Origin of the sequence: Desertimonas flava (assembly GCF_003426815.1) — a bacterium.
Classification (GTDB): domain Bacteria; phylum Actinomycetota; class Acidimicrobiia; order Acidimicrobiales; family Ilumatobacteraceae; genus Desertimonas; species Desertimonas flava.
The window spans coordinates 121,408-128,116 of record NZ_QKYK01000015.1; the positions used below are offsets into that span (position 1 = coordinate 121,408).

The following is a 6,709-nucleotide window of genomic DNA, read 5'->3' on the forward strand; positions in this document are numbered from 1 at the left end:
GCGGGCCACCACCCCTTTCCGTAGATCTCCCCAGGAATTGCAAGGATCACCAATGTCATTCACCGCCAAGGACGTCCAGGCCCTTCGACAGGCCACCGGCGCCGGCATGATGGATTCCAAGAAGGCTCTCGAAGCCAACAACGGCGACATCGAGGCCGCCACGCAGTGGCTGCGTGAGCAGGGTCTGGCGGCGAGCGCCAAGCGCAGCGACCGTGAGAACACCCAGGGCGTCGTCGCCCTGCACGTGGCCGGATCCGTCGGCGCACTCGTCGAGCTCAAGTGCGAGACCGACTTCGTGGCCGGCAGCGAGCAGTTCAAGTCCGAGGCCGAGACGCTCGCCAAGCTCGTCGTCGCCGGCGACGAGTCCAGCGTGTCCACCCGTCAGGCCGAACTCGACGACCTCAAGATCACGCTCAAGGAGAACATCGAGCTCGGTCGCGTGGTGCGTCTCGCCGCCGGCTCCGGTGAGATCCTCGACAGCTACCTGCACGTGCAGGGTGGCCGCGGCGTCAACGGCGTGCTCGTCGTGCTCGCCGGTGGCGACACGGCGCTGGCCCACGACGTCGCCGTCCACATCGGCTTCGCCCGTCCGACGTACCTCACCCGAGACGAGGTGCCGGCCGACATCGTCGCGGCCGAGCGGGCCACGCTCGAGACGATCAGCCGCAACGAGGGCAAGCCCGAGGCGGCGCTGCCGAAGATCATCGAAGGCCGTCTCAACGGCTTCTTCAAGGGCATCGTGCTGCTCGAGCAGCCCTACGCCAAAGACGACAAGCAGACGATCACCCAGCTGCTGGGCGACGCCAAGATCGTCTCGTTCGCCCAGATCGAGATCGGCTGACACTGCGGCCTGACCAGGACCGTTGCCACTAGTCTGCGCCCCGTGACTCACACCGACGCCCCCACTCCACGCTGGCGCCGGGTGGTCTTCAAGCCGTCGGGCGAAGCGCTCGCCGGGCCGTCCGGAACCGGAATCGACCCAGCGACGCTCGCCCACACGGCCCAATCCATCATCGAGATCCGCCAGGGCCTCGACGTCGATGTCGCCGTCGTCGTCGGTGGCGGCAACTTCTGGCGCGGCCGTGAGGGCGAGCTGTCGGGGATGGACGCCACGCAGTCCGACCACATCGGCATGCTCGGCACGGTGATGAACGCCCTCGCCCTGCAAGACGCCCTCGAGCGTCTCGGCCAGCCCACCCGGGTGCAGTCGGCCATCGAGATGCCGCGGATCGCCGAGCCGTACATCCGGCGCCGGGCCGTGCGGCACCTCGAGAAGGGCCGCGTGGTCATCTTCGCCGCCGGCACGGGCAACCCGTTCTTCACCACCGACACCGCCGCCGCCCTGCGAGCGGCCGAGATCGATGCCGAAGCCCTGCTCAAAGGCACCCATTCGGGCGTCGACGGCGTGTACGACGCCGACCCGCGCACCACGCCGAGCGCCGTCAAGTACGACGAGATCGGCTACATGGAGGTCATGACGAAGGACCTCAAGGTGATGGACGCGACGGCCATCGCCTTCTGCCGGGACAACAAGATCCCGATCGTCGTGTTCGACATGTCCCGATCGGGGTCGCTCCGTGACATCGTGCTCGGCGGCCGGGTCGGCACCATCGTCCACGATGTCTGAACGCGTGGTTACGCTGGTCGGGTGATCGACGAGACCCTGCTCGAGACCATCGACAAGATGGACAAGGCAGTTGCCCATGTGACCCAGCAGTTCCAGACCGTCCGCACCGGGCGGGCGGCGCCTGCGCTCGTCGAGCGGTTGCACGTCGAGTACTACGGCGCCCAGGTCCCCGTGCTGCAACTGGCCAGCGTGCAGGTGCCCGAGGCCCGTCAGCTCCTCGTGCGGCCCCACGACCGCGCCACCCTCGGCGCCATCGAGCGTGCCATCATCGACTCGGACCTCGGCGTCGCGCCGAGCAACGACGGGGTGGTGATCCGCCTGTCGTTCCCGCCGCTCACCGAGGAGCGCCGGAAGGAGTACGTGAAGGTCGTGAAGAATATGGCCGAGGAAGGCCGGGTGGCCGTGCGCAACCTCCGCCGTGAGGCCCGCAAGGCGCTCGAGCACACCGAGAAGCAAGGCGAGATCTCCGCCGACGAGCTCGAGCGGGCCGAGAAGGAGCTGGAGAAGATCACCCATGACCACACCGAGGCCATCGACGCCGCTCTGAGCCGCAAGGAGGCCGAGCTGCTCGAGGTGTGATCCCCGAGCACTCGACGCGGGACGGAGAAGAACGATCGATGAGTGGAGCTTTCGATGAGTGACGACAGGTGGCGACGAAACGGGCGCGAGGACGACCCGGACGAGGAGTTCGGCGGTCCACTGTTCCCGGACGATCCGTCTGGCGCCGCACGCCGGCCCGCCGACCCGTCGGCGGGCTTCGAGACCGGGGAACACCGGCTCCGCTTCGGCCCCGACGACACCGGACCGTTGCCCCACTGGACCGATCCGCCCACCGGTGAGATTCCCCGCCTCGACCCGCGGGGCACCAGCGCGGGCCCCGGGAACGACGACGCCGAGGATGACGACGTCGACGTGTGGTCGACGTTCACCACGGAGTCGCCCGTCTGGCGCGATGACGAGGAGAACCTGCCCACGGGCGTGATCGAGCAGGTGTCGCCCGACTACCCACCGCCGGACGCGAGCGGATCGTTCGAACGGGACCCGAGCACCGGAACGATGCATCCCTTCGATGCCGCCTCCACCGGTGAGGTCGGCCGCGTCGGTCGTGACCCGAGCGGCGCCGTGCCGCGCGACCCCAGCGGCGGCTACGGCCGCACCGGCGACATCAGCCGGCCCATCGACGCCGACGGCAGCCTCTTCGGCGACGATGACGACGACTTCCGGCCGTCGCGCGGCGTCGGCGACCCGTCGGGTTCCGTGCCTCGCACCACTGGTTCGCAGCGCCGCGTCACCGGCTCCAACCCGCGGATCACCGGTTCGAACCCCCGCATCACGGGCTCCCAGCTGCGCACCGGCCGGTCGGCCGAGCGTGGCCTCAACCTCACCGGCGAGGTGCCGCTGCCCCCGCGCCGTGAGCCCGGCCGCATCACCATCGGCACCGACCCGTCGGGCATGCCCCGTCGCCAGCCCGAGCCCGGTCGTCGCCGGCAGTCGCCCGGACGCGGCGGGGGTCGCCCCATCGGTCCGTCCCGGGCGAGCGCACCGCCCCCGCCGCGCAGCATGTCGACGGCCACCATCGCCGGCGTCGTGATGGCCGCGGTGTTCATCGCCGCACTGATCCTGTCGACCGTCGTCACGGTCGCGCTCGTGGCCATCGTGCTGGCGCTCGCCGGCTGGGAGTACTTCGGCAAGGTCACCGAGAAGGGATACCGACCCGCGGTGTTCCCCGGTCTCGCGGCCTGCCTGTTCATACCGATCGGGGCCTACGCGTTCGGCGATCAGGCGTTGACGCTCGGCTTGATGCTGGTGTTCGTCGCCTCGTCGGTGAGCTTCATCGCCGCGCACGGCGTGGAGTCCGGCCCGCTGCCCAACATGGCGGTCACCACGCTCGGCGTGGTGTGGATCGGCATCCTCGGCGCCTTCGCCGGGCTGATCCTCCGCCTGTCCACCGGCGCCACGGCGTTCGGCGACACTGCGTTCTTCGGCAACGGACCGAACATCGGCACCGACACGCTGTTCTTCATCGCCCTCGGCATTGCCGCCAACGACATCGGGGCCCTCGCCGTCGGTTCGGTCGCCGGCAAGTCAGCGCTGCGGGCGTGGGTGAGCCCCAGCAAGACCATCGAGGGGCTCATCGGCGGCTCGGCGGCCACGCTCGTCACGATGTTCGTCGCCGGCCAGCTCGCTCCCGACGGCAACGTCTGGGGCCAGACCAAGTGGTGGTTGCTTCTCGCCGTCGTGATCATCGTGTTGGCTCCGCTCGGCGACCTGACCGAGTCGATGTTCAAGCGCAATCTCGAGATCAAGGACTTCGGCACCATCGTGCAGGGGCACGGCGGTGTGCTCGACCGCTTCGACGGATTCCTCTTCGTGCTGCCGGGGGCGTACTACCTCACCCTCGTGCTCCTCGCCACGGCGTAGCGGGATGGCCGTCCGCGTCGCGATCGCCGGTTCGTCGGGTTCGATCGGTACCCAGACGCTCGACGTCGTGCGCGCCGAGCCCGGCCGCTACGAGGTGACGGCACTCGGTGTCGGTTCGTCGATCGACGTGCTGATCGAGCAGGCGCAGGAGTTCCGCCCCGAGGTCGTCGCCGTGGCCGATCCGGCCCGCCGGGCCGAGGTCGCTGCGGCGCTGCCGTTCGCCACGGTGGTCGACGATTTCGCCGATCTCGTCGGTCCAGCCGACGTGGTGGTGAACGCCGTCGTCGGGTTCGCCGGCCTGCCCGTCACGCTCGGCACGCTGGCGGCCGGCAAGCGTCTCGCCCTGGCCAACAAGGAGAGTCTCATCGCCGCCGGACCGGTGGTGCAGCCGTTGCGATCCACCCCTGGCGCCGAGCTCGTGCCCGTCGACTCCGAGCACTGCGCGGTGCACCAGTGCCTGCGTTCGTCCGACGCCCCGGTCCGGGAGATCTCGCGGTTGCTCATGACGGCGAGTGGCGGGCCGTTCCGGGGCCGGTCCGCCGCCGAGCTCGCCGACGTCACCGTCGAGCAGGCGCTGGCCCATCCGACGTGGTCGATGGGTCCGAAGATCACCATCGACTCCAGCACGCTGATGAACAAGGGACTCGAGGTCATCGAGGCCCACGAGCTGTTCGGGGTGCCGTTCGACCAGATCGAGGTCGTCGTGCACCCGCAATCGGTGGTCCACTCGATGGCCGAGTTCACCGACGGTGCGACGATCGCCCAGCTGAGCCTGCCCGACATGCGGCTGCCGATCGCCTACGCCCTGGCCTACCCGGCGCGCAGCGGCACGCCCTTCGGCCGCATCGACTGGGCGCAGCTGTCCCGACTCGACTTCGAGCCGCCCGACACGGACACCTTCGGCTGTCTCGGCCTTGCCTACCAGGCCGGGCGGGCCGGTGGGACGGCGCCGGCGGCGCTCAGCGCGGCCAACGAGGTCGCCGTCGACGCCTTCCTCGACGGGCGCCTCGCGTGGCGGCAGATCGCCGAGGTGGGCGACGCCGTGCTCGATCGGCATGACGCCCGGATGCCATCCACCGTCGACGACGTGATCGACGCCGATCACGAGGCCCGACGTCTGGCTTTCGACTACGTCACGTACGCTCGTACCTGAGGCCCACATGAGCATCGACACGCCCCCCAGCCCGCCCCCGGGCGCCCAGTTCCCGCCGCCCGACCCCCGCGACCGCTACGGACGGTTCCGCAACGAGGTGATGGCCGGCGGCTCGGTCACCGAACGCCCCGACGGGGCCGAACCGTTCGGCGGCGGCGTCAACGGCGCCGTCGGCGGTCTGGCCATCGTCGGCCTCCTCGTCTGGCTGGCGGTGTCGAACCACTGGATGTTCCTGTTCGTCGTCGGCATCCTCGTGTCGGTGTTCCTGCACGAGACGGGGCACTTCGTGACAGCCCGCCTGACCGGCATGAAGGCGACGCAGTTCTTCCTCGGGTTCGGACCGCGTCTCTGGAGTTTCCAGCGCGGCGAGACCGAGTACGGCGTGCGCCTGCTCCCACTCGGCGCCTTCGTCCGCATCATCGGCATGAACAACCTCGACGAGGTGCCGCTCGAGGACGAGGGTCGCACGTATCGGCAGCAGAGCTTCCCGCGGCGCCTGCTCGTCATCTCGGCCGGCTCGATCATGCACATGCTCATCGCCATCGTGCTGTTCTTCTCGGTGTTCGCCACCAAGGGCCAGATCGAGGGGGCGCCCGGTGCCGAGATCCGCGGCTTCGCCGAGCAGGTGTCTCCCGCCGCCGCGGCCGGATTGCAGGCCGAGGACGTGGTCCTGTCGGTCGGCGGTGTCGTCATCGACGACGACGTGCTGATCGGCGACGCCGTGCGGCAGCACCAGCCCGGCGACACCGTCGAGATCGTCTACGTGCGCGATGGCGTGCAGCGGGCGGTCGACGTGACGCTCGGCGAGAACCCCGGAACCGACAATCCCGATGTCGCCGGCACGGCGTTCCTCGGCGTCAGCACCCGCGGCGTGACCGAGTGGCGGGACATGTCGATCGGCTCGGCGCTCACGCACAGCGTCACCGATCTCTTCCCGAACGCCTGGGAGTCCACCAAGGGTGTCGTGAAGGTGCTCAACCCGGTCAACATCTTCGACCACCTCACCGGCGAGAGCGACGACCTGACCACCCGGCCGACGACGCTCGTCGGGGCCACGGATGTGTCGGGCACGATCGGCAGCGAGGAGGGCCTCGCCGGGATCCTTCTCATGCTTGCCGCCCTCAACGTGTTCATCGGGGTGTTCAACATGTTCCCGCTGCTGCCGCTCGACGGCGGCCACGCGGCGATCGCCGTCTACGAACGCGTCCGCGAGATCGGCCGCAACGGACGCCGCTACTTCACCGACGTCAGCCGGCTGATGCCCTTCACGATGGGCGTGATCGTGGTGCTGCTGTTCCTCTTCATGTCCGGCCTCTACCTGGACATCGCCAAACCACTGTGACGCGTCCAGCGATTCGCTGACGCTCCAACCTGCGACGATCACTGCACTCGGTAACAGATGGTGCCAGCCTGCCCGCCAGCGGTGAGTGCAACACCTTGAGCCTTGGAGGTGTTGGTGATGGCACGGAGTCGTGTTCCTGATCGGGTTCGCCGGTTGATGGTGCTGA

6 protein-coding genes are annotated in these 6,709 nt (G+C 69.2%); all 6 read left to right on the forward strand.

Annotation, left to right across the window (positions count from 1 at the left end):
• Nucleotides 1-52: 52 nt before the first annotated feature.
• From tsf to DN771_RS17505, 6 genes are read left to right on the forward strand one after another with little or no spacing between them, the layout of a single operon-like run.
• Nucleotides 53-841 carry a translation elongation factor Ts gene (tsf, locus tag DN771_RS17480; protein WP_116998829.1) on the forward strand — a complete coding sequence of 263 codons (789 nt, stop codon included), beginning with the start codon at nucleotides 53-55 and terminating at the stop codon, nucleotides 839-841.
• A gap of 42 nt (nucleotides 842-883) precedes the next feature.
• Nucleotides 884-1,627, forward strand: coding sequence for a UMP kinase (gene pyrH, locus DN771_RS17485; RefSeq protein ID WP_116998830.1), 744 nt, complete (start codon nucleotides 884-886; stop codon nucleotides 1,625-1,627).
• A 21-nt stretch (nucleotides 1,628-1,648) separates the two neighbouring features.
• Nucleotides 1,649-2,206 carry a ribosome recycling factor gene (gene frr / locus DN771_RS17490; protein ID WP_116998831.1) on the forward strand — a complete coding sequence of 186 codons (558 nt, stop codon included), beginning with the start codon at nucleotides 1,649-1,651 and terminating at the stop codon, nucleotides 2,204-2,206.
• Nucleotides 2,207-2,260: 54 nt separating this feature from the next.
• A complete protein-coding gene (locus tag DN771_RS17495) occupies nucleotides 2,261-4,048 on the forward strand; it encodes a phosphatidate cytidylyltransferase (RefSeq protein ID WP_116998832.1) in 1,788 nt (595 codons plus the stop codon).
• Nucleotides 4,049-4,052: 4 nt separating this feature from the next.
• On the forward strand, nucleotides 4,053-5,201 hold the full coding sequence (dxr, locus tag DN771_RS17500; RefSeq protein WP_116998833.1) for a 1-deoxy-D-xylulose-5-phosphate reductoisomerase: 1,149 nt from the start codon (nucleotides 4,053-4,055) through the stop codon (nucleotides 5,199-5,201).
• A gap of 7 nt (nucleotides 5,202-5,208) precedes the next feature.
• A complete protein-coding gene (locus DN771_RS17505) occupies nucleotides 5,209-6,543 on the forward strand; it encodes a M50 family metallopeptidase (RefSeq protein WP_116998834.1) in 1,335 nt (444 codons plus the stop codon).
• The last annotated feature ends 166 nt before the right edge of the window (nucleotides 6,544-6,709 follow it).